This is a genomic window from Leuconostoc falkenbergense (assembly GCF_014634805.1).
In the GTDB taxonomy this organism is placed as follows: domain Bacteria; phylum Bacillota; class Bacilli; order Lactobacillales; family Lactobacillaceae; genus Leuconostoc; species Leuconostoc falkenbergense.
In genome coordinates, this window is record NZ_BMBS01000027.1 from 1 (window position 1) to 22,503 (window position 22,503).

Genomic DNA, 22,503 nt, shown 5'->3' on the forward strand with positions numbered 1-22,503 from the left:
ATATTTAGACATAGAAAAACCCAATAACTTTCTGGACATTTTTTTATTTTGTCCAAGTTATTGGGTTCACTTCAAATGCGTTGCCTTTTTTGTATACAATCATGTTTGAAACCGATATATGTTATAATATGATGTAATATTGAAGAGGTAGAGTAAGTGAAAAATTTTATCAAAAATTGGGTTGTGCCAATTGTCATTGGATTAGCCATTGCGATGTTAATTCGGACTTTTTGGTTCACTTTGGTTAAAGTTGATGGGCCTTCAATGTGGCCTAGTTTAGAAAATAGTGAGCTTGTTATCGAAAATAAATTGGCGACGATTAAACGTGGTGATGTGATTGTATTTGATGCAACGCATGAAGATCCACAAATCAAGTCAGGGCATAAGGACTATGTGAAACGCGTTATTGCGGTGGCTGGTGATACAGTGGAACATCGCGGCGCTAACTTATATGTTAACGGCAAAAAGGTCAATCAAGACTATATTGATAACGATCAGCGCACCAGTGGCACGTGGGGAAATTGGACGCTGAAGACATTGTCAGCTCGCGAGGATTTGTGGCAAAAGAAAGATCAGAACAAAAGTGTGGTGCCTAAAAATATGTATTTTGTCCTAGGAGATCATCGTTCCGTATCAAATGATAGCCGCATGTTTGGCTTTATTGAAAAGAAACATATATTAGGTAAGGTTTACGTACCATTTTGGAATTCAGATACCAAAGCAAAAGAGAACATCAATGACCAATCAAAAGAGTTTTTTGCCAAATAAAGTAGCGACCGAACTTGTACTACGCGCAATGCGACCTGAAGATTCAGACGCAGTTGCGCGTATTTATTTGGAGAGCCGACAACATCATTTTCCATGGGTGAAACACCCTAGGTCAGCTGATTTTTTGGCAGATTCTCGTGGTGAGCGAGTGATGGTAGCTGTTTTTGGAAATGAGATTGTCGGCTTTGCGTCGCTGTCTGAATGGGATCATTTTTTGCATTTGTTATTTGTTAAAGAGGGCTGGCAAGGTTATGGTATTGGGGCACGTTTGTTAGAGTGGGCGCGTCAGGCTGTGACTGAACCGCTAGAATTGAAAGTAGTTTTAGCTAATGTTGGCGCACAACGATTCTATGATCGTGAGGGCTTTGTCCGGATTAGAAAATCTCAGCTTGCTAGACCACAGAATGTGACGTACAGGGATGGTAGAAAATGATTGACACAGTTAAAGCAGTTAAAAATTTTAAATGGTATCACGTGTCAAATTTGACGCCGGAAGAGCATCAACGGTTGATATCAGAGCATCATTTGACCAATGAAATGATTAATTATGCGGTCGACCACAATGAAAGTGTCCGTATGGAATACGATCATGCTGCTGATGAAGCATTAATGGTAATCGACGTGATTTCTTATCACCCTAAAAATGTGGAAACGCGACCAATCGGCATTTTGTTTGCACATGGGGATGTTTATACTTTCACGCACGAGCCAACTGATTACATTAAAACGGTGTTGTTAGAGCCACAAAATCAGCAAGTTCGTGCTGCTGATGACGATATTAGTGCCTTTGATTTCATTATGACAGGGCTTTATTCATTAATGACGCGCTATGTTGATGAAATCACGTCTATTAATCGCAAAAGACGTGTCATTCAAGCACAATTTGCCGAGAAAAAACGTACAACACAGCAAATGAATGATTTGTTACATTTGCAAACGCAAATGATTTATATTCAAAATTCATTAGCCAATAATCATGCAATGCTGGATAATTATCGGACGGACTTCAAAAAAACGTTGCAAGATTTCGAGCTAGAACATATTGATGATGTTCGTGTCGAAGTTGGGCAAGCTGAGCACATGGCTAATTTGGCTATGGAAGTGATTAATTCGGTGAGTGATGCGCTGGGAAATTTGAGTAATCGTGACCTGAACTGGACGATGAAAGTCTTGACGGTCTATTCCATTGTTTTGACTGTACCGACAATTGTTAGTGGCTTTTATGGGGAAAACGTCAAGTGGCTACCATTTGCTGCAGCGCAAAGTGGCTGGTGGGTGACACTCGTCATTACTGCAGTATTGATGGCTGTTGTCAGTTTGTTACTGTTGTTGAGTGGGTTCTTTAGGAAATAAAAAACGAATGGGCAACTTATTGTTGTCCATTCGTTTTATTATGGCGTCTCACTCAACGTCCATGTTAATTCTGATTCTAGTTGCTACCAAGCAATGCTGTATCAAGCACAGTGCTTGGGTTCAACCAAATGCTGAAGTTTTTGGTATCATCATGATTAAAAGCAATACTCTTGGTCGCAGTCGCTGATGTGCCCGACCAGAAACTGCAAGCTCCCGTGGACAAATCATTAGCGCCATATTTAATCTTCAAATTTGACTTAGCAATCGTAGCTGATTCACCATCAGTTGTCCAGTCGCTTGTTTGTGCCACGGTAACATTATACGTTGTACTGTTATCTAAATGTTTTAAGCTCACTAAGCCGGTTGCCATGTTGGTTGCCAGAGGGCTATTGCCATTAAAGAAGTCACTAGCCCCTAACGTGCCAAAGGTAAGGGATGAAATTGTGTTGATAGCAGGTGTTGGCTGAACTGACTGATTAGCCCAGACATAAGTCGTTGGTTCCGTTCGATTAGCGTACATTTCTGTCGTTGTGACCATTGCCCCTTGAGGATAATAATCTGTACCACTACCAACGATTTGCCAACTGGCAGCAGTCGTCTTGTAACTTGTACCCGGAATCGTTGTGCCAATGGCAGGAGCCGCTGTGAATTTAGGATTTTCTGCGAATTTAATATCTTCTCCTAGGGTGATTTTCCAGAGCTTGGTAGTATTGTAGAACATAAGGAAGACAGAAGAACCAGTAGTATGCCATCCTGATAAGTTCAATATTCTCAGGCTAGATTCATCAAACATGTTATCAAAATCTGTCACTTTAGTGACATCCCAGCCACTCAAATCTAGACTAGTTAACCCAGTTTTGTAAAACATATGGCGCATGTCAGTAACATTGGTCGTCTTAAAATTAGTCAGGTTTAAATTAGTTAAGGAACTTGTTCCCGAAAACATTTGATACATGTAAACATCAGTCGCTGTCCGTCCAACACCCCAAGTTGATAAATTCAAACTTGTTAAGTTAGTTGCATTATAAAACATTCTGCCAAAATATTGCACTTTAGTGACGTCCCAGTCGCTAAGATCAAGACTGGTCAGTCTGCTCTCGCCAAACATACACTCCATAGCTATTACATTTGAGGTTTTGAAGTTTGTCAAATTTAAATTGATGTCGCCACATGCAGCAAACATATAACCCATTGAAACAGAATACGCAGTTCGACCAACGCCCCAATTTGCTAAATTCAATGTCATTAAACGTGAACCATAAAACATAAACTCAAAAAGGCTCACTTTGGTAACATCCCAGGAACTAAGATCAAGACTGGTCAATCTGCTACTTCTAAACATTTGCGCCATATTTGTGACGTTAGTTGTTTTAAAATCAGTTAAGTCTAAGTCTATGTCTATGTTGGTTGTGCCACAGAAATGAAACATACCAAGCATGGTAACATCAGTCGCTGTCCGTCCAACACCCCAAGTCGATAGATTTAGGGTGGCTAGATTACTTGTATCCCGAAACATTTCGGAGAATCTGGTCACTTTAGTGACGTCCCAGTCGCTGAGATCAAGACTGACTAGCTTGTTGCCTATACCGACATCAGTACCGCGAAACATAGAATCCATATTCGTGACATTAGTCGTCTTAAAATCGGTCAGATTTAAATTGGTTAAGTTCACAGTGTCTTTAAACATATAACTCATGTCAACCATCGTCGCTGTCCGTTCAACGCCCCAAGTCGATAGATTTAAGGTAGTTAGTTTAGTTGCATTCAAAAACATGTTGGAAAAGCTTGTTACTTTGGTAACATCCCAGCTACTCAAATCTAAACTGGTCACACCACTTCCAGAAAACATATAAGTCAAATTAGTCACGTTACTCGTATTGAACGCACTCAAATCTGGTGTTGCTAAGGCACTGTCCTGTTGGAACCAATATGCCATGCTCTTTACTGATGATGTATCAAAATGGCTCAAATCAATTAATTGAGATAATCTTGTTAAATTAGCGAACAAATAAGTCACAGCAGTTGGTGCGACAACGCCACTTTTAAATTGAATATTGATGACTGTTGTTGGGTCAATACCAGCATTCGTTAAATTATTGTCAATGCGTTCTGCTAGCGTACCCGCACCAAAGACCAACAAGCTATTAGCAGAATCAAACGTCCAAGTGGAAGTGCCGTTGGTATTAGTTGTGATGGCTCTTGGTGCTTTAGCTTTTACAACTGATTTTTGATTACCTTGTTCCTCTGATTCTGGCAGATTACTATCTTCAATCGGTGGCTCGACTTCCTCATGCTCATCTACTTCTGACTCTGATGATTTTCCCTCAGCAGAATCATCACCAACATTAGCATCCACCCGTTGAATCAATTCCTGCAAATCAGAACGCCCCTCATTAGGTAACCGCATTGTCGTTGCTGGTTGGTTATTATTTTTTTCTGATAGTTGAGACGCTGTCACAGCTTGCAGAGGGCCTGATAAAGTCATTAATAAGGTGATGATGATAATATATAATGATTTTCTAACACGCATATTTCCACTCCATAGTAGTCTAGACCCTCATTCTACTAGGGGGGGTGGAAGATAAGACGACTTTTAAGTGAACAAATTGTGAATTTTGATGTTTAATTGCAGTCGTTCACGATTTCAGTGCTGTAAACGTAATGACAATACTGCTCTGCAAAAAGAATACCGTGAAAAACTTGCATTCTTAACATGTAATTTGATAAGCTATAAGCATAAATTAATTGCAGATATAATTGGTTAAAAATGGTGACCTAGTTTCTACCGCACGCCAAAAAGTGCGACTATCGCAAGTTAGTATTCGATTACAAGACAATGCTGGCCTTTTCTGATAGGGAAATGGTCAGTTTTTTTAATTGCAGCGAGAAATCGAGGGAAAAATGGATAACGCGGTGAAACAAAACAAAGTACAATCTTTGTTCTTAGGATTACAACATGTGCTAGCGATGTATTCGGGCGGTGTGTTGGTGCCTTTGCTGATTGGAACAGCCTTGAAATTTTCGGCGGCACAGATGGCTTATTTGATTTCAGTGGATATTTTGATGACTGGTGTGGCAACATTGCTACAACTGAAGCGAACACCATTAACTGGTATTGCCATGCCCGTCGTGCTTGGTTCAGCCATTCAATCCGTATCACCCTTGATTAACATAGGTAGTACGTTGGGCATTGGTGCGATGTATGGTGCAACCATTTCTGCCGGAATTTTTGTTTTCCTAATTGGTGGGCTATTTGCCAAATTGCGTGCCTATTTTCCGCCAGTTGTCACTGGTTCTCTGATTACAGTGATTGGCTTTACTTTGATACCGGTTGCCTTACTGAATTGGGGTGGCGGTGATGTGAGTGCCAAGAGTTATGGTGATTTAAGCAATCTATTGGTCGGGTTAGTCACGATTATTATTATTTTAGGTTTTATGTTGTTTGCTAAGGGCTTCGTTAAAGCAATCGCAATTCTATTAGGTATTATCTTAGGCACTGTGTTTGCAGCCTTTTTAGGTAAAGTGTCGCTTGAACCTGTTGCTTCCGCTGCTTGGGTGCACGTGCCAACGCCATTTTTCTTGGGTGTTCCGACATTTCATACCTCAGCCATTATCACAATGATCGTGATTGTATTAACGAGTATGATTGAATCAACGGGTGTTTACTTTGCGTTAGCTGATTTGACTGGCCGTAAGCTAAGTGCACACGACATGGCTAATGGTTATCGAGCCGAAGGTTTAGGGGTCATTTTGTCTGGTATTTTTAACACATTTCCTTATTCAACCTTCAGTCAAAACGTTGGTGTGGTTAGACTTTCAGGCGTGAAAACGAAACAACCGATTTATTTTGCAGCAATTATTTTAATTATTATTGGTTTGCTACCAAAGTTTGGCGCATTAGCAACGATAATCCCAAGTGCTGTATTGGGTGGTGCAATGTTTGTTATGTTTGGGACGATTGGTGTGCAAGGTGTCAATATTTTACGCCATGTCAACTTTGATTCTGAGAAAAACTTAGTGATTGCAGCGTTATCAATTGGTGGTGGCATTGGCGTGACGGTCTACCCACAATTTTTCCAGCATTTGCCACAAACCATTCAACTGATTGTGACCAACAGTGTGGTCGTGACATCAATTTTAGCAGTTGTGTTGAACATGATTCTTAATGGTAAAATTAATGACGACGGCGAACAAGTAATGGATGGTAAAATAGTTGAAAAGGGGTTAGCACAATGAAATTGTTAGAAGAGCGCATTCAAAAAGATGGTCGGGTATTAAATGAAGACGTTTTAAAAGTCGATTCATTTTTGAACCATCAAATTGATCCAGAACTGATGCAAGCAATGGGACAAGAGTTTGCGCGTTTATTTGCTAATGAGAAGATTGATAAGGTCCTAACGGTTGAAACTTCTGGTATTGCACCAGCCGTTTTTGCTGGATTGGCGCTACACGTGCCGGTTGTTTTTGCGCGTAAAAACAAGTCATTAACGTTGCCAGATAATGTGTGGACTGCTGACGTCTATTCATTTACTAAGCAAACAACCAATCATATCATGATTGACAAGCGCTTTTTGACAGCAGGCGAGAATGTGCTCATTATTGATGACTTCTTAGCTAACGGTCAGGCGGTTGATGGTTTACTAACAATTGCCCAAGATGCTGATTTAAACGTTGTTGGGGCCGGTATTGTCATTGAAAAAACTTTCCAAAAAGGACGCCAGCTACTAGATGAGCGTGGTATTCATGTGGAAAGTTTGGCAAGAATTAAGGCTTTTGTCAACGGTCAAGTTGAATTTCTATAATTGGGTGGCAATTTTTGCGAAATGTTTATGCCATTTCAAGACATCAGCACGATTTTCATGCGCTGAGCGAATTAAATAAAATGAACGATTAAAATTACTATTTAAAGATTGATAAGGGACGCCATTGGGCAGTGTTTGAATACTGACAATCGACTTACCAAAGTTTTCTGCCAGCATTTTGACAATCACGTCGTTGTTGGCAATGGTTAGAAAATGGTCTGGGACAATGTTTTCTTGCTTGAAATATTGTTGCGTGTAATGATATACACCAGAACCTTTTTCACGCACCAGCCATAGGTCGCTACTAAGATTACCGGCTAGCACTAACTGGTCGGCAGCAATGGCTTCACGCACAATAAAATCATGTGTAATCGGCTTTTCAATTAAGCCAATATCAAACTGATGATTCAATACACCAGCTAGAATTTCCTCGGAATTATGCATTTCGATTTGGAAATCAGTGGTATTGAAATCATCTTTTTTAATATGAGCTACCATTTTAGGCAATAAGACGGTTGCTGACGTTTGCGAGGCACCAATCTTGATAGTGATCCGTTGATTTTGAACAAGACTGTCGGTGGTCTTTTGCCAATCATCTAAAAGCGCTAGCGCCCGCTGATACAACATACGGGCATTAGTTGTCGGTGCTAATTCGGTACGGCCATTTCGGTCAAATAGGGTTGTTTTTAATTCAGTTTCCAGTTGCTTAATATGTACACTGACGCTGGGTTGCGAGATAAATAATTGGTCTGCTGCCTTTGAAAAAGACCGCGTTTCATAGACTGCAATGAATGTTTGTAATAATTTGAACATAGCCCATTCCTATTAATCTTTTTAATTGAATACATTATAAATATTTATTTTACAAATAGCAAATGCAGGGGTAATATTATCTGTATTATAACTTTAAGGATTGACGGGAGAGAACATGAAAATAAAAGCAAATATGGTATCGGGTATTATCATTACCTTAATTTTGTCTTTTGTCGCTAAAATTTTGGCGAACTGGTTACCTTTTTTGGGCGCAGAAGCGATTGCGATGTTGTTAGGTATTTTATTAGGCAACACTGTGTTAAATCGCGGTTCATTTGCACCGGGGATGAAATGGGCGGAAAAATATCCGATCGAAATTGGTATTGCTTTGATGGGACTGACCGTAACATTGCGAACCATCGAGAATTTGGGCATCAACGGGTTGGCCTTTATTCTAATTCAAATGACATTAACAATTATTATTGTGCTGTGGATGGGTGGCCGACTATTTAAGGTCAGTGATAAGTCAGCCATGTTAATGGGAGCTGGCAATGCGGTTTGTGGTTCAAGTGCCATTGCCTCGGTGGCGCCGGCCATTGGTGCCAATGATGATCAACGGCGTACAGCAGTTGCGACTGTTAGTTTAACTGGTGTGGTGTTATTGCTATTGCTGCCAGTTGTGGGTCCACACTTAGTTGGCAATCATAATTTATTATTAGGTGCATTAGTTGGTGGTGTTGTTCAGTCAGTTGGTCAAGTTGTTGGAACGGCGGCCTTAATTAACCCAACAGTTGTGACCTATGCGACTTTGTTTAAAATGTTGCGGGTTATCATGTTAACGGTCGTTGTCTTGGTATTTGCTAAGATGGCACAAAAGCGTGACCAGGGAAACGGTGAGACAAAAGTTGCTTCAAAAGGGCTTAAAATTCCATGGTTCATCATTGCTTTCGTTATTTTGCTGTTAGTTAATAGTTTTTTGCCAATGCCACATTTGCTGACGTTAGGGGCAAAAGAAGTTTCTGGTTTCTTCGGTGTTGTTAACTTAGCAGGAATTGGACTAAACTTGAAACTGGATATTATTAAGAAATCTGGTAGCAAGTTCCTGAGTTATGGTTTGGTCACAGGTTTCGTACAAGTTGTTTTGGCGGTTATTTTAATTCATGTTTTGTTTTAATCGGCCCGAAAGGGAATGATCCTCTATCTCTGCGTTATCAGCGCAACGCTCTACCATTGAGCTACAAGCCTATGAAGAAGATGTTTCATGTGAAACATCTTTTTTTGTTAATCGACTTCGACAGTGACAGTGCCAAAATCGTCACTAAATTGTGCTGACCAAGTACCCGCCGTCAAAGATGGTGGTAGTAAAAATGTGCCGGTTGAAGCATGTGTTCCCGCAGGGAATTTTTTGCCTTGTGAAAATAATTTGCCTACTAACCACTTCAAAGAGAAAACAGGGTTGCCAAGTACTTCAGATCCTTGACCACTGGCTACTTCTTCACCATTGTGGGTGAGAACAGCTTTTACATCAGCTAGTGTTTTGAGTGTCAAGTCAGCACCGTCACGAGCCGTTCCATAAACAACAGCACCACCGACAGCAGTGTCACTCAAAACTAAATATTTATCTAATTTTGGAAACCAATTGGCAAAGCGTGCGTCGGGCAATTCCAGTGCTGGTGCGACGGTTGTGTGTTGTAGCAATTCTTCCGGTGTCATGTCGGGCGTGAGATCTTCTTTGGCTGTGAAGAGCATTTCAACTTCCACAAGTGGTTCATTATAATCACTCAGGTGAAATTTAGTATTAGAAGGTAAGAATTTGTTGGCCAGTTGACCACCATAAAGTGGGGAATCTGAGTCGAACATCGCTTGTGTTTCAGGTGATGTCAATGACACTTTATAGCCGGCGACTGGTTCACCTTTTTGCTTAAGAACGGCATCTTGTACTTGATACGCCTCTTCAAAACTGTTGACAACGCCAACAAAAGCGTCGCGGTCAAGTGGCGTATTGGTGGCGAAAGCCTGATATAAATGGTTAGCTAATTCTTGTGATGTCGTCATAATTTTCCTCCGAGATATTGTGCTACCAAAGTGGTAGTCACTGTGCTATGGCAAATAAAAAATCTCATTCAATAGCAGCTACGCTATCAAATGAGATTTAAGTCACTTGAAACCGTAACGACAGGCATGCAGCGAGTCGTTACGCAAAATAACAACCCGATTACTAAATAATAATAATCGCGTTGATAATTGTGTTGTTTACTTGTGAAGTCATTTGCTTGTTCATGTGATTAATTATAAAACAATAAAAAAAGAAAAGCAATGTTAATTTTACTTTTCTCATTTTAAAATCATTTTTCGACATGATTTGGCAGATATTTTGTGAGGTCTTCGTCACTCATAAAAGCCCAAACTTTGTCACCATAAGTGACTTGTAAGTGATTATCCTCGCGCATGAGTGTTTTAAAGCCAAGCTTATGCGCTTGAATATAAGTTTTTTGTAGGTTTTTTGGTACAAAAACAAAATTATCTTTGGCTTGTTGACGTGTTTTTAAAATGGCTTGTCCACGTGTTACAGCATAGGTGGTTAGTGAGTCATTTTTAATGAAGCTAGCGAGACGAGCACCAATCGTTTGTCTTGGATTATCTAATGCCGTTTTGGCATAATCTAACGCCTGATTAAAATCGTCACGCAAATCAGCTGGTGATACGGCAACAATTTCTGCTAAGCGTGTCAACAAATTACGAGCGTGTTGGGTAGCTGTGCTGCTGAGTGGTTCATCTGGGTGTGCCAACGCTACAACATGATTAAAGGCGCGTGCACCTTCGGCACTGTGTTTTGGCCAAGGTTGTGGGTTAACAATTGCGTCGATAATCAGCAGATGTAGAAAACTCAAAGCGGTTTGGGAGATACCATCTAATGAAAATGGATCTGTATCAAACATTCTAAATTCCATGTAATTAGCGCCGTTTTGAATCAAATCTTCAATTTCTCCGGGGCCTTTGAGTCGGACTGGACCGTAAAACTCGCTTTTGTCATAGAAATAACCATTGGCAATGTATTGCCTAATTTGGCGAATATGGGTTTCAAAATCTGAATAATCCACTAAAATTTCGGGGCGATTGGCAAAACCAAAATCACTGGCACGCCAAGAACGTACTGGCTGGATATCGAGTCGATTATTGGGTAAGTTGTCAGCACTGTTTTCAGTGACAGGACTTGCGCCAAATAGATAGGTTAGCAGCCAACGATAACCGGTGACTTGTTGCGCTATTTGGAAATATAACCGATTTTTGGCAGCTGGATAGGATTGAATATGATGTTGGGATCCAAACCAATCAATCAAATTATCAGCTGGTGAATAATTGACATGCACGCCGGTCATAATGTGTTGATAATAACCATAGCGAGCGATTAATTCTTCACGATATTCTTGATACCATGGGCGTTCAAAGTGTGTCAATAAGAAGTCAACATCGTCTTCATTGAGATGAGGCGGCATGGAAAGTGGCCAAATGATTTCATCTTCTGCTAGTTCATTGCTCAAGATGGTTTGCAATTCATGTAGATGGGCTAAAGCATCCTTTGAAGCATGTTTTGGCGCAGTCACCAGCTCTTCTTGACTCTCTGAAAAATCAGTTTGGAAGTAAGGATTGGTTTTTCGAGTGCCAAGTTTGCGTGAGTGGGGATGCTGCGATAATCGCGGTTGTCCTAATTGGACGCGGTGTTCTTCGATTTCAATTCCAAAGCGCCCAGCAAATAATAGGTCAAGGAAATGATTGCGTTTTAAGTGGTCAAGATTTTCGGACATATAATGTTACCCCAACAATGATATTTACCTCATTTTACCGCATTTACGTTTTAAAAGGGTGAAATATGTATTTTAGAATAAGCGTTTGATACAACCTTTGTAATCGAAATATTTGTATTAAGATACGCCCCAAACTATAATAAGGGTATGTTATTCAAAGATAAAATTTATCAATACGTTCCGGCTAAAGTGCCGGATAATATAACGGTCTTTCGTGATGTTGATTATGCTAGCGGTACGCGTCATCAGCTTGATATTTACCGACCAAAGACGCAACATACAGTTGGGGTTATTGTAGATATTTATGGTGGGGGCTTATTACGTGGGGAAAAGTCTTCTTACAAATTACAACCAAGTTTGCGATTTTTAGCTGATCATTACGCCGTTGTGAGTCCAAACTATTCACTCAATACCGTTCACACGAATCATTTTCCGAATCAAATTGCTGAAATTCGCGCGGTACTGTCATTTTTAGTTGCTCATGCTGAAACGTATGGGTTAAATATGACTGATGTGGTGTTGATTGGTGAGTCAAGCGGTGCTCAATTGGCCGTTTTGACTGCAGCCAGTATTTCGGGTGGTGCTATGTTAGGTGAAAAACCGGAAGGTGCAACATCTGGTGAGTTACCTCGAATTTCGCATGTAATTGGCTTATACGGGCCTTACCAAGTTGACCAATTTGTGCCACAGTTTGAAAAGTTAGGCATAACACCAAAATTCTCCGAGACTGGTTCAAAGTTGTCATTTGAAGGCATTATGTTAAATAATCAGCGACCGGCTGATGTGCCAGAACTGGTTGCACAAGCTAATCCGGCGACTTATTTTAGTCAAAAAATGCCACCACTGTATTTGTTGGCAGGGACGGCGGATGATGTTGTACCGTATTTACAAAGTGTCAAATTAGCGCAAGAATATGGCGATATCGTTGGTCAATCAGCCAAAACAACTTGGGTGTCTGGTGCTCACCACGGACCCAGTGATTTTGACACTGATAATATTTATCAGCAAAAGTTAGCCTTTATAAGGCAATAAAAAAGATTGATGCGTGAAATCATCAATCTTTTTTATTATGGACGATCAGTATCATCTGGTGTGACGTCTTTTCTCGTCTGATCAGAGTAATAGTGAGACTTTTTTGGTGCATCAGGCATTAAGATCCATGCTAGGATATAAACCAAAATACCCGGGAAAGTAGCTGAAAAGAATGATACAAAAACGAAGATGACACGGACAAGTGTTGCGTCCCAACCAAAATATTCAGCCAATCCACCGAGAACACCGCCAATTAAGCGATTGTTGCGTGAACGTGTTAATTTTTTATTTTTAGCCATGATGATATTTCTCCTTGTTTTTAATGAATAACTTTTTGAACGACTTCGGCAATATAGTAACCAATGTAGCCCCAACTTAAGAACGCGTGCCACAAAGTTGACCACCAATCGTGAGATGTCGCAAATTGAATGCCGCCAGCTAATAGGAAACCAACGCCGTAAGCTTGCAGGCCATGATCGTGGCCTACGTGAATATGATTGTAGTGTTCTTTCATGTGATGATATTGTACGTTTGACCGTACACTCCTTAATAAATTTTAACAGTACCCGAATTAGCTTGTGCTTCTATGGCAAACTCGGGATCTATTCCAACGAATCCGCGTTTGTAGCTGCCAGTATTTTGTTCGAAATGAATATTACTGCGCTCAACAGACACACTGCCAGAATGCGCTGATAATTCAAAATTAAAATCTTGATTGTTTGGTGCGGTAACGCGAATTGAACCAGAATTGGCTTTTAAAATTAAATCACGCGTCAATTTTGAAAGGCGTAACCGGATTGCGCCCGAGTTAGCTTTAAAGTGACCGCCCCCAACAAAATCGTCAATACGAATTGAACCAGAATGTGCCGACACGGTAGCGTCATTGATGACAGTTTTTTCTAATTTGATACTGCCTGATTTATTTTCAATTTCAGCAGTTTCAAACTTAACATCGCTGGCTTTGATCGTCCCAGAAGTGACCCGCCATAGACCACTTTTGGCTGTAATATGTTGTGCCTTGAAACTGCCAGAATACACACTGACGTTGAATTCTTCAAGTGCTATGCTGTTGACATATAGACTTCCTGAATGGTTGATTGTCGTCACTCTTCCGGCGTGGAAGTTTTGTGGTAAGCCAATTTGAATCGCAGTTTTGACATGGAAAAGCATTGGATGATCGCCTTGTGAAATGAGGACATGATCATCTGTTTCTGAGATACGGGCAAAGTAACGGGCATTGTCGCGACTGAAGTATTCATCAACCGTGATTAAATCAGTTTTGTCATTGGTATAAAAACTGACGCTGGCGTCCTTGTAATCAAAAATGAATGGTTTGTCACTTGTTGGAATCGTGATATTGTGATGTGCTTTGGTCCAAAATGGTTCCTTAAGTGTATGTGTCTCAAAATCATAATGACCTTGATCACCTTCAAATTGATAATACTTGTCGTCAACTCGTGCGCCTTCATGATCAACATGTAGCCAGTCGCCAAATTGCACTTTGTCGTGTTCGCCGTCAATGACAATATCGTCACCAAGGCGAACCCCTTTGCTGTTAATGTGAAGATTACCAATGTGTACGCCTTCATCAGAGATATCTACAAATGACCGTTTGCTGTTTTCGGTTGCTTGTTCCTGCTCATCTGATTGTGTATCATCTTTGGTTGCTGATTTTTGTTCGCTTAATTCTTTCAAAACAGTATCAATATCACCGAGCTGATCAAAAGTATCATCCAATGCTTCGTCATGAGAACGGTCAGTTTTGGCAAAGTCTTGATAAGCCTCAATTAAATCAGCGACTAGTTCCTCTTTGAACTCGGTTAGCTGAGCGTTCGGTGTATATTTTGAAAAAATAACATCTAAACGTGTTCTAATTTCCATTTCTATTGATGTCATAATTCGATTCTCCCACTAATCAGATTGCTGATCACTTTTTTAGCAAATCGCCATTCATCTAGCGCCGTGGCTAGATGGTCTTGACCTTGTGAGGTGATACGGTAATACTTTCGACGTGCGCCTTGTGTTTCGTCGCCCCAATAGCTCTCAATATCACCAAGTTTCTCAAGTCGACGAAAAGCAGTGTAAAGGGTTGCTTCGTTGAGTTCATATTGATGGTCTGACAATTGCCGAATAGATTTTGAAACTTGATAACCGTAAGAATCACCTTGATTTAAGATATTCAGAATAATCGTATCAGTGTGACCTCGAATGAGATCTTTTGATATTTCCATAGTAAATTACCTCGTATGCTTATATAATATAATAAACTACTGTGCTTGTCAAAGTAATTTACTTAATTTTACAAAAAAATCATATTTTCTGTGTATAATAATGCTCAAAAGGAGTTAGTCTTATGACGCAACAAACAACACAAAATAATCACCCTCATACGCGGTATCCTGATTTGTCAGGAAAAACCATTGTGGTAACTGGATCCTCTTCTGGTATCGGCGAAGCTATTGCTCGACATGCTGGTGCTGAAGCAATGAACGTTGTCGTTAATTACTTAAACGCCAAACAAAATGTCGTTGACGGATTGTTACAACTAATCGAGTCTGCTGGCGGTCGGGCAGTTGCGGTGCAAGCTGATGTTGGTACTGAGGCGGGCATTCAAGCAATTTATGACACCGCAATCCAACATTTTGGTGAGATTCATGTTTGGGTTAATAATGCGGGGTTTGAAATACAAGAAGCGACGCATTTGGTGAGCTATGATGACTGGCAGCGGGTATTACACGTTGACATGGATGGTGTATTTTTAGGGTCAAAAATTGCAATTAATCACTTTTTGACGCACAAAATTCAAGGTAACATTATTAACATTTCGTCGATACATGATACGATTCCGTGGCCAACATACGCGTCTTATGCCACAGCGAAAGCTGGTGTGTTGATGTTTACCAAGACAACTGCTCTGGAATATGCTGAACGTGGTATCCGTATTAATGCGATTTCGCCGGGTGCACTTGATACGCCAATCAATGCAGAGCGCTTTAAAAATCCTGCTGTCAAGCAAGAAACGACTAATATGATTCCAATGAAAAAAATTGGTGACCCGATTGACGTGGCTAACGCCGCCATGTGGTTAATTTCTAAAGAGGCAAGTTATATTACGGGGACAACACTTTACATTGATGGCGGAATTACCTTATATAATGAATTTCAAGGTGGTAAGGGTTAAAAAAAGCCTTGTGATTGCTCACAAGACTGTACTCTTATCATTAATATGTTGCGCATCTCTTAAACCACGTAGGTTTTGATAGAATGAAGCATTGACTGCTAAGAAATAAGGTGTAGTGAAGATAGCTAAAAATCCACCAGTTAGGGCTGTCAAAATTGACCAACCAATCAAACTTAAACTAAGCAAGAAACGATGCCCCTTATAACCATTCATCATCTCAGCTGATGCTTTCAAATATTGACGTGCTGTACGAATTTCACGGTTGTTTTGAACATCATCACGGTAAATTAAGATTGCCTGTGAATAGCTAAATGACTTGATAATACCCGGGACAATGAATAGCAATGCCCAAAGCATTGAATAGATGGCACGAACATAAGCAATTTTATAAACTGTCCCATTGATTAGTGTTAAGCCAGCAACGAAAGGCTTGGCGGGTTTCTCGTCTTCTTCAGACCAAGTAAGGAAACCAACGGTCGAGCTTTCTGCAAACATTTCAATTAAAGCAATGAATAATGCTAAAATTGCAAAGACAATGATTAGGCTGATTAAAACAGCGACAATAATTGTGATAATAGTGCCAGCATCAACTGCTACACTTTTACCAATACTGCCACCAGTTGATGCGACAGTATCGGTATTGCGCAATTGGTCCCTTGCAGTGGCGGCACTACTGACAAACTCTAAGATAACCGGAATCAGTGCTAGCAAAAACGCCGCGCCAAAACTTTGTGTGACGCGCGACCAAGCTGCGTGTTTAATTTCTCGAATTGAATTCATATCAGTTCTCCCTCTGACGTAATATATTCAATTATAACATAGTCTAAAATGGTCACAAAAATACCACTATCTAATTAAAGATTAAAAATTACTATTTAGAATGAAATTCTGGTATAATAAAAATATTCATTACGTTGATAAAGGCAATATTAGGCGTGTATCAGAAAGTTAGCGGTTGCTGTGAGCTAATCCGAAAATATTGTTGAGTTACACAACGTTTAGACAATGACGTAGGCCGCGATAAGGCAATATTAAGTGGTGAGTCCGATGACTTACAATTTAGGTGGTACCACGGTGAAAATCGTCCTATTCTATTCAGATTAGGGCGATTTTTGCTGTTAAAAATGATTTTAAAACAAGGAGATACTGATGAATTTTATTGAAGACTTGAAATGGCGTGGCGCCCTCAACCAAGTAACGGACGAAGCCGGTTTGTTAGAAGCAATGATCAATGACAAAATTGGCGCTTATGTTGGAACTGACCCGACAGCACCATCATTACACTTGGGACACTTGATTCCATTTATGGTGCTAAAGCGTTTCCAAAATGCTGGTGGTAAAGCAGTTATCATCATCGGTGGTGGGACAGGCGCTATTGGTGATCCACGTCCGACAACTGAACGTAAATTGTTATCACCAGAACAACTCGCTGCTAACGAGCAGGGTATTACAGCGCAAGTGACGAAGTTATTTGGTGCTGGTGACACGCAAATTGTTAATAATAATGACTGGTTGGGTAAGCTGACGCTGACAGACTTTTTGCGTGATTATGGTAAGTTATTCTCAATTAATGTCATGTTGAAAAAAGATGTCGTTGCTTCACGTTTGGAAACGGGTATTTCATTTACTGAATTTACCTACCAAATTCTGCAAGGTATTGATTTTCATGAATTGTGGCGTCGACACAACGTTCAATTGCAAATTGGTGGTTCAGATCAGTGGGGCAATATCACGTCCGGGATTGATTTGATTCATGCAATTGAAGGTAACGAAGCAAAGGCGTTTGGTTTGACAATTCCTTTGATGACAGACGCCACTGGTAAGAAGTTTGGTAAGTCTGAAGGCAATGCCATTTGGTTAGATGCTGAAAAAACGTCACCTTATACGTTCTACCAGTTCTGGTACAACCAAAGTGACGCTGATGTTGTGAAATACCTCAAATACTTTACTTTCTTATCGGTTGATGAGATTAATGAACTTGAAAAAGCGTCACAAGAAAATCCAGGTGCGCGTGAAGCACAACGTCGTTTGGCGCAAGAAGTGACAAAGTTTGTTCATGGACAATCTGCTGTTGAAGAGGCAGAACGTTTGTCAGCAGCTTTGTTTAGTGGTGATGTTGCCGACTTGTCCGCTGATGAAATTGCGGATGCCTTTGGTGGTGTACCAAGCTTTGAGATTGAACAAGCACCTAAAAACATCGTTGATTTTTTGGTTGATGGGCAAATAGAAAACTCTAAACGTCAAGCCCGTGAAGATGTAACCAATGGTGCCATCAGAATTAATGGTGAGCAGATCAAAGACCTTGAGGCAGTGATTGACCCTGCAAGTCACTATGACGGTCAATTTGTGTTAGTGCGTCGTGGTAAGAAAAAGTATTTCTTGGGTAAAGTACAATAACTTTTAGCATGGCCAACTTAACGGTCGTGCTTTTTTGAAAGGATAATATCATGAAAATTTTAATGTATAACGCCGTAGCGGATGAATTGCCATACGTTAAGAAGTGGTCTGAAAAAGCGGGGCACGAAGTGGTCACAATCGACCAACCACTAAACGAAGAGACTGTTGATCGTGCTAGTGGTTTTGATGCAGTTTCAACACAACAAACGACATCAGTTAATCCACCAGTTTATGAGCGATTATCACAACTTAATATTAAACAAATCGCCTTGCGCCAAGTGGGCTATGATGTTTTTGATTTGCCCGCTGCCTTTGCCAATCATGTGCGCTTATCAAATGTTGCGGCCTACTCACCACGCGCCATTGCTGAGTATACGTTAACGCAGTTATTTAATCTGATTCGTCATAATAAAAAATTCGACCGTGCTATGGCACAAGGGGATTACACTTGGGCTGCTGGTGGACAGGCGCGTGAAATTCATGACCTAACAGTGGCAATTATTGGTGTGGGCCGCATTGGTACTGCTTTGGCAGAAATGTTGCACGCGCTTGGCGCACAAGTATTGGGAGTAGATCCCGTTTACCGCGCTCAAAATGAACCATTTGTGACGTATACGACATTAGATGAGGCATTGCGTCGTGCCGATGTGATTAGCTTTCATACGCCATTAAATGATGAGACACGTGGACTGGCAGATCGCGCATTTTTTGAAAAAGTACAACCGGGTACCATCATGTTAAATTTTGCGCGTGGTGAAATTGTTGATATGACAGCTTTGGAATCAGCATTAGCCAGCGGTCAATTAGCGGGTGCTGCTTTTGATGTGGCACCAAATGAAAATGACTTCATGGACCAAAAGCAAACAGTTGATGAATTGCCAGAAAATATCCAACGGTTAGTAGCTTATGATAACTTTTTGTTGTCACCGCATATCGCTTTTTACACGAGTACGGCCATTAAAAATATGGTTGAAATGGCACTAAATGATGCAGTCATCATGGTCAATGGCGGTTTCACCGAAAATGAAATTTTGAGATGAGCTCAGCAAATTAAAAAGTGATGCAACGACTAAAAAAACAGTGATTATTGATAGTCAATAATCACTGTTTTTTTAGTCGTTTAAAGTTTAATGTCGTTTTGTAAAAATGGTAGCTTAGCACGTAGGAATGGGGTTACCCAGCGGTCCAAACCGATTTTGCCTGAATTGTAACCACCAATTAATAGCAAAGCCCCAATGAAAATGAACGTTGGATTCACTGATACAACGCCGGCGCCAAGGTATGAAAAGTTCATAACGAGACCAAAGAAAGCAGCTGCTAAGGTTAACGTACCAAACACCAAACCTAGCCCAACTAGCAATTCACCCCAAGCGACTAAAAATGAAAAGGCAGCCGTTGATTGACCGTGGTTGGTCGTAACATTTAAGAACCAATCATACCAAGGGAAAGCAGCTGTTTTATCTGGTGTTAGTACAGGGTTTTTAATGGCACCCATAATTAAACCAGAGGCATCAAAGCCACCTTTTGCTGTGATTTTTCCCCAGCCATTAAGCGTCCACTGGTAACCTAAGTAAACACGTAAAACAGTCAAAATTCCCATTGCAATTTTGGAATTGCGTAGCCATTGAATCATAATATTCTCTCCTAAATATATTTAATTTCAATTTGTAATATCAATTACAAATAGTAAGTATACAGAGTGTTTTGTGAAATGTCAAACAATTTGTTTAGTCTTAAAATTTCGAAATAAGCCCATGAAAAATAATTGATAAGATTGATGTGAGTGTTTCTGTCAAATATGCTTGAATTATGGTCAGTTTTTTCACAAAGTAGTCACAAAAAGGGTAACTATTTTCGATACACTTGAAGTAATGACCGTGAATGGGGGTAGAATTTATGGTAAAAAATCACGTCATCAATTTAAATGAGGCTTTGATGGATGATCAAGCCCGAGGTAGCGCGGCTGAGGTTTTAGCTGATATGAATGTTACTGGACATAGTTTGACTAAAGCTGCTACTGACGCTAAAAAACAAATTGCGACACGAGAAGGCTGGACTTGCACTGTCTTGCAACCTGCTGAATTGCGACAATTTGCTGGTGGTTTATTGCGTGGTGTTGATGATTTTGCAATGCGACGTCAAGTTGCTGAAAATCCTGAATATTTAACACTTTATCATCAATTAATTACAGAAGTAAGCGCGCTTGGGGATGAAAATTCCGTCGATCAAGTCTCATCCCATTTAAAACAGTTGCGAACTTTGGTTGAACAGCTATCACTTTCTCAAAATGTGACGGCTACCCAGTTGCGTCGTGTCGCGGCTGATATTTTGGCTGCATTTGAACCAGCTAAAAGCGATCCGCTAATTGCTGCACAATATAATGCGTTAAGGGCAGGCTATACAACGCCAAGAATCCTGACAATTGATGAATGGCGGCGTTTGATTAAGCAATTTCATGATGTGTTACCACATTTTAAACAGGAAATGCGTGGCTATTTATTTGATGTATTAGCTGAATTACACGATCAAGTTGTTCATTATGATGCTGAAAGTTTGCCTGAAGTTGTGGAATTTTTTCAGGAAATTGACATGATGATTCATACAGCTGCTAGACCGTCAGACTTTATTGGTGTAATGGCGCGTTTTGATGATGTGGAAGGCGTGATCGCGACGATGATTACCCAAGATGCCTCTTTGGAACGCATACGAGAATTTACGCATAATATTTTAGAATCGCTAGACGCAGCAATGTCTGCGGGAATTGCATTGACAAGATCCGGACAAGAAACATTAGCAATATGCAAAAATGACTTTGAACAAGAAGACTTGGATCGCGCGCAATACTGTGATCTCGTCAAGAGATTACAGAGTATTCGTTTGTCTTGATGCGTTGAAATAAAATTTAAGGTTGACAGTAAATGTAAAAGATGTTTTACTATAAGTGTAAAACATGTTTTACATTTTTGTTTTGTAGGGGACTAAGATGAAAAATTATATCAAAGATTTTAGATCGACCAATAAAATATCTCAGGCAGAGCTAGCAACCTTGACTGGCGTGACACGGCAAACAATTAATGCCATCGAAAATAATAAGTACGATCCGTCACTCAAGCTTGCTTTTGATTTGGCTAATATTTTGCATACGTCGGTTGATGAATTGTTTGTTAATAATGTGGAGGAATAATAATATGAGTGATAGTAAGAGAATAGTCCGTTTTACGTTCTGGATGAACAAAATCTGGCAAATAGGATTTATTTTGTTTTCTATTTTGATGATTAATAATATGCGCCAAATAGCCACGATGATAATATTAGTGTCATTCGTAGCAATAATTTTTGAGAGGATTTATGTCTCCAAAAAGTATCATGTTCGAATGGGCAACCAAAAAGATGAATTGTATTTTGCCAAGGATGAGCGGGATCGGGACATTGCACTCAAAGTGCACAGTGCGCTTATTAATACTTTTGTTTCGCTAGTCATGACATTATGGCTATTATTAATCGCCATATGGGTCATGGACATTTTTTCAATTAAAGTATTATTTTATGTTTTGAATGGATGGATTGCTTGCGCATTTATCATTCCGGATATCCAATACTATGTATTGTGGCATAAATATGATCAGCAATAGCTTAGCCTAGCAGGAAAAAGCAACTAATTGATAACGAGCGTTTCGCCACTTCGCTATCAATTAGTTGCTTTTTATCGTTAAAAGTTATTTATTGGTGCTTTTATGATTAACCCACAGTAGCAAACCAGCACAAATAAAAGACCACCATGGGTTGCCCTTATTCCAAAGTAGGCAAATGATGCCGAATAAAAATGACATAATGGGCAGTATTAGTGTATAAATAGAACCCATGTCACCAGCAATATATTTTTGCCATTTGTACTTTAGTCCCAGAGTGCTGTTCCTATCAAACTCTCCAATATTATCTAGTGTCATTGCGATAGCAATAAACACGAATAGAAATGGTATATAAAATATGCCTAAATGGACAATATCTAGTACGTTAGCAATAAACAATAAGAGTAAGATGAAAAAACAAAGCTGTAATTTCCAGTATATTTTCTTCATATTCACCGTTACATACTTTTTTTCCAAATCCTCGCGCATGCCAGTATCTTCCTTGAGTAAAGTATCTAAAGAAATCTGATAGTAATTACTTAATTGAATTAAGCTAGAAATATCCGGATAAGTTTTTTCATTTTCCCAACTAGAAATAGTTTGCCTAGTAACATAAAGTTCATTAGCGACATCTCCTTGTGTTAAATTCATATCTGATCGTGCTTTTTTTAGCCGTTCACCAAACCGCATAACTTGTCCTCCTATGTTTAGATATAGTCTGAATGTAAACTGTAAATAAGGCAAGCAATGATTCATTGCTTGCCTTATTTTTGTTGTAGGAT

The 22,503-nt window shown here is 39.9% G+C and carries 24 protein-coding genes, 1 tRNA gene and 1 riboswitch; of the genes, 13 read left to right on the forward strand and 12 right to left on the reverse strand.

All coding sequences use genetic code 11. From position 1 onward, the window contains the following. The first annotated feature begins 156 nt into the window (after window positions 1–156). The 3 genes from lepB to IEU71_RS06630 are packed head-to-tail and all read left to right on the forward strand — an operon-like array spanning window position 157 to window position 2,121. Complete coding sequence (lepB, locus tag IEU71_RS06620) at window positions 157–768, forward strand: signal peptidase I (protein ID WP_004915137.1); 612 nt, start codon at window positions 157–159, stop codon at window positions 766–768. Further along, the gene (locus IEU71_RS06625) at window positions 737–1,201 is read left to right on the forward strand and encodes a GNAT family N-acetyltransferase (protein ID WP_004915134.1); all 465 of its coding nucleotides are present in this window, start codon (window positions 737–739) and stop codon (window positions 1,199–1,201) included. The genes lepB and IEU71_RS06625 overlap by 32 nt, the downstream gene beginning before the upstream one ends. Then, the gene (locus IEU71_RS06630) at window positions 1,198–2,121 is read left to right on the forward strand and encodes a magnesium transporter CorA family protein (protein WP_004915131.1); all 924 of its coding nucleotides are present in this window, start codon (window positions 1,198–1,200) and stop codon (window positions 2,119–2,121) included. Before IEU71_RS06625 ends, IEU71_RS06630 begins: the two co-directional genes overlap by 4 nt. Before the next feature lie 76 nt (window positions 2,122–2,197). Here IEU71_RS06630 and IEU71_RS06635 read toward each other — a convergent pair whose 3' ends face one another. After that, a complete protein-coding gene (locus IEU71_RS06635) occupies window positions 2,198–4,651 on the reverse strand; it encodes a BspA family leucine-rich repeat surface protein (RefSeq protein ID WP_080519664.1) in 2,454 nt (817 codons plus the stop codon). A gap of 199 nt (window positions 4,652–4,850) precedes the next feature. Then, window positions 4,851–4,948: riboswitch (purine riboswitch) on the forward strand. A gap of 74 nt (window positions 4,949–5,022) precedes the next feature. On the opposite strand from IEU71_RS06635, the gene IEU71_RS06640 reads away from it, so the two are divergent. Together IEU71_RS06640 and IEU71_RS06645 are read left to right on the forward strand one after the other, a co-directional pair. After that, window positions 5,023–6,357, forward strand: coding sequence for a nucleobase:cation symporter-2 family protein (locus IEU71_RS06640; RefSeq protein WP_004915126.1), 1,335 nt, complete (start codon window positions 5,023–5,025; stop codon window positions 6,355–6,357). Continuing rightward, window positions 6,354–6,923, forward strand: coding sequence for a xanthine phosphoribosyltransferase (locus IEU71_RS06645; RefSeq protein ID WP_004915122.1), 570 nt, complete (start codon window positions 6,354–6,356; stop codon window positions 6,921–6,923). Before IEU71_RS06640 ends, IEU71_RS06645 begins: the two co-directional genes overlap by 4 nt. Here the strand turns inward: IEU71_RS06645 and IEU71_RS06650 are convergent. Next, window positions 6,918–7,736 carry a LysR family transcriptional regulator gene (locus IEU71_RS06650; protein WP_004915120.1) on the reverse strand — a complete coding sequence of 273 codons (819 nt, stop codon included), beginning with the start codon at window positions 7,734–7,736 and terminating at the stop codon, window positions 6,918–6,920. The genes IEU71_RS06645 and IEU71_RS06650 overlap by 6 nt on opposite strands. Window positions 7,737–7,851: 115 nt before the next feature. Between IEU71_RS06650 and IEU71_RS06655 the strand changes: the two genes are divergently transcribed. After that, a complete protein-coding gene (locus IEU71_RS06655) occupies window positions 7,852–8,850 on the forward strand; it encodes a YeiH family protein (protein WP_004915118.1) in 999 nt (332 codons plus the stop codon). Here IEU71_RS06655 and IEU71_RS06660 read toward each other — a convergent pair. The 3 genes from IEU71_RS06660 to IEU71_RS06670 all read right to left on the reverse strand — a co-directional run bounded on the left by IEU71_RS06660 (window position 8,851) and on the right by IEU71_RS06670 (window position 11,482). Beyond that, window positions 8,851–8,921 (reverse strand) — tRNA-Ile (locus IEU71_RS06660). Window positions 8,922–8,957: 36 nt separating this feature from the next. Beyond that, window positions 8,958–9,731, reverse strand: a complete 774-nt coding sequence (locus tag IEU71_RS06665; protein ID WP_004915116.1) for a 2-keto-4-pentenoate hydratase — start codon at window positions 9,729–9,731, stop codon at window positions 8,958–8,960. Window positions 9,732–10,021: 290 nt separating this feature from the next. After that, complete coding sequence (locus tag IEU71_RS06670; RefSeq protein WP_004915114.1) at window positions 10,022–11,482, reverse strand: glutamate--cysteine ligase; 1,461 nt, start codon at window positions 11,480–11,482, stop codon at window positions 10,022–10,024. Between the two features lie 147 nt (window positions 11,483–11,629). On the opposite strand from IEU71_RS06670, the gene IEU71_RS06675 reads away from it, so the two are divergent. Further along, on the forward strand, window positions 11,630–12,514 hold the full coding sequence (locus tag IEU71_RS06675) for an alpha/beta hydrolase (RefSeq protein WP_004915111.1): 885 nt from the start codon (window positions 11,630–11,632) through the stop codon (window positions 12,512–12,514). Between the two features lie 35 nt (window positions 12,515–12,549). Here IEU71_RS06675 and IEU71_RS06680 read toward each other — a convergent pair whose 3' ends face one another. Genes IEU71_RS06680 through IEU71_RS06695 form a run of 4 tightly spaced genes read right to left on the reverse strand, consistent with a single transcriptional unit; the run spans window position 12,550 to window position 14,745 of the window. Next, window positions 12,550–12,813, reverse strand: coding sequence for a PspC domain-containing protein (locus IEU71_RS06680; RefSeq protein WP_004915107.1), 264 nt, complete (start codon window positions 12,811–12,813; stop codon window positions 12,550–12,552). A 20-nt stretch (window positions 12,814–12,833) separates the two neighbouring features. Next, the gene (locus IEU71_RS06685; RefSeq protein ID WP_004915105.1) at window positions 12,834–13,028 is read right to left on the reverse strand and encodes a hypothetical protein; all 195 of its coding nucleotides are present in this window, start codon (window positions 13,026–13,028) and stop codon (window positions 12,834–12,836) included. Between the two features lie 32 nt (window positions 13,029–13,060). Continuing rightward, entirely contained in the window at window positions 13,061–14,410 is a 1,350-nt protein-coding gene (locus tag IEU71_RS06690; RefSeq protein WP_004915103.1) for a DUF4097 family beta strand repeat-containing protein, read from the reverse strand. Next, on the reverse strand, window positions 14,407–14,745 hold the full coding sequence (locus tag IEU71_RS06695; protein WP_004915101.1) for a PadR family transcriptional regulator: 339 nt from the start codon (window positions 14,743–14,745) through the stop codon (window positions 14,407–14,409). Before IEU71_RS06695 ends, IEU71_RS06690 begins: the two co-directional genes overlap by 4 nt. A gap of 122 nt (window positions 14,746–14,867) precedes the next feature. On the opposite strand from IEU71_RS06695, the gene IEU71_RS06700 reads away from it, so the two are divergent. Further along, window positions 14,868–15,695: a glucose 1-dehydrogenase gene (locus tag IEU71_RS06700; protein ID WP_004915100.1), complete on the forward strand. Its 828-nt coding sequence runs from the start codon at window positions 14,868–14,870 to the stop codon at window positions 15,693–15,695. Window positions 15,696–15,713: 18 nt separating this feature from the next. Here the strand turns inward: IEU71_RS06700 and IEU71_RS06705 are convergent, their stop codons facing one another. Next, entirely contained in the window at window positions 15,714–16,475 is a 762-nt protein-coding gene (locus tag IEU71_RS06705) for a DUF975 family protein (protein ID WP_004915097.1), read from the reverse strand. A gap of 369 nt (window positions 16,476–16,844) precedes the next feature. Between IEU71_RS06705 and tyrS the strand changes: the two genes are divergently transcribed. Next, the gene (tyrS, locus tag IEU71_RS06710; RefSeq protein ID WP_004915094.1) at window positions 16,845–18,092 is read left to right on the forward strand and encodes a tyrosine--tRNA ligase; all 1,248 of its coding nucleotides are present in this window, start codon (window positions 16,845–16,847) and stop codon (window positions 18,090–18,092) included. Between the two features lie 50 nt (window positions 18,093–18,142). After that, window positions 18,143–19,132 carry a D-2-hydroxyacid dehydrogenase gene (locus IEU71_RS06715; RefSeq protein WP_004915090.1) on the forward strand — a complete coding sequence of 330 codons (990 nt, stop codon included), beginning with the start codon at window positions 18,143–18,145 and terminating at the stop codon, window positions 19,130–19,132. 80 nt (window positions 19,133–19,212) lie between these two features. Here the strand turns inward: IEU71_RS06715 and IEU71_RS06720 are convergent, their stop codons facing one another. Beyond that, window positions 19,213–19,725: a DoxX family protein gene (locus IEU71_RS06720; RefSeq protein ID WP_004910358.1), complete on the reverse strand. Its 513-nt coding sequence runs from the start codon at window positions 19,723–19,725 to the stop codon at window positions 19,213–19,215. Window positions 19,726–19,988: 263 nt separating this feature from the next. Here IEU71_RS06720 and IEU71_RS06725 point away from each other — a divergent pair, with 263 nt between their 5' ends. The 3 genes from IEU71_RS06725 to IEU71_RS06735 all read left to right on the forward strand — a co-directional run bounded on the left by IEU71_RS06725 (window position 19,989) and on the right by IEU71_RS06735 (window position 21,724). Then, window positions 19,989–20,978 carry a hypothetical protein gene (locus IEU71_RS06725; RefSeq protein ID WP_004910359.1) on the forward strand — a complete coding sequence of 330 codons (990 nt, stop codon included), beginning with the start codon at window positions 19,989–19,991 and terminating at the stop codon, window positions 20,976–20,978. A 97-nt stretch (window positions 20,979–21,075) separates the two neighbouring features. Next, window positions 21,076–21,276 carry a helix-turn-helix transcriptional regulator gene (locus IEU71_RS06730; protein WP_004910360.1) on the forward strand — a complete coding sequence of 67 codons (201 nt, stop codon included), beginning with the start codon at window positions 21,076–21,078 and terminating at the stop codon, window positions 21,274–21,276. Between the two features lie 4 nt (window positions 21,277–21,280). Next, window positions 21,281–21,724 carry a hypothetical protein gene (locus IEU71_RS06735; protein WP_004910361.1) on the forward strand — a complete coding sequence of 148 codons (444 nt, stop codon included), beginning with the start codon at window positions 21,281–21,283 and terminating at the stop codon, window positions 21,722–21,724. Between the two features lie 84 nt (window positions 21,725–21,808). Here the strand turns inward: IEU71_RS06735 and IEU71_RS06740 are convergent, their stop codons facing one another. Further along, entirely contained in the window at window positions 21,809–22,411 is a 603-nt protein-coding gene (locus tag IEU71_RS06740) for a helix-turn-helix domain-containing protein (RefSeq protein WP_004910362.1), read from the reverse strand. Between the last annotated feature and the right edge of the window lie 92 nt (window positions 22,412–22,503).